At 60.2% G+C, this 254-nt stretch carries 1 pseudogene; it reads right to left on the bottom strand.

What is annotated here, in order from left to right:
• Window positions 1–254, bottom strand: a pseudogene (locus SB816_RS33375) (hypothetical protein); the annotation flags it as partial.

Genomic DNA, 254 nt, shown 5'->3' with positions numbered 1-254 from the left:
GGAGCGCCCTGTCGATTGCCGGTCCGGAATTGATGACGCGGATTGTCCCGTCCTCTTCGGCGAATATCTGTACCGAGCTTCCCGCCGGGCTGTGGATCAGGGCGTTTTCCAGAAGGTTGCGGATGATGATGCCGAAGCCATCCGCGCCGATCTTGCAATTCATGCCGCCTTCGCAGCGATTGGTGAAGCGGATGCGGGATGTGCCGATCGCCGTCCTGCTCATGTCGTCGATGACGAGTTCGAGCACGGGGATA

This window comes from Achromobacter sp. SIMBA_011, assembly GCF_046535435.1.
Lineage (GTDB): Bacteria > Pseudomonadota > Gammaproteobacteria > Burkholderiales > Burkholderiaceae_B > Achromobacter > Achromobacter dolens.
The sequence above is the reverse complement of the archived record's forward strand: the minus strand, read 5'-3'. Positions and strand labels throughout refer to the sequence as shown.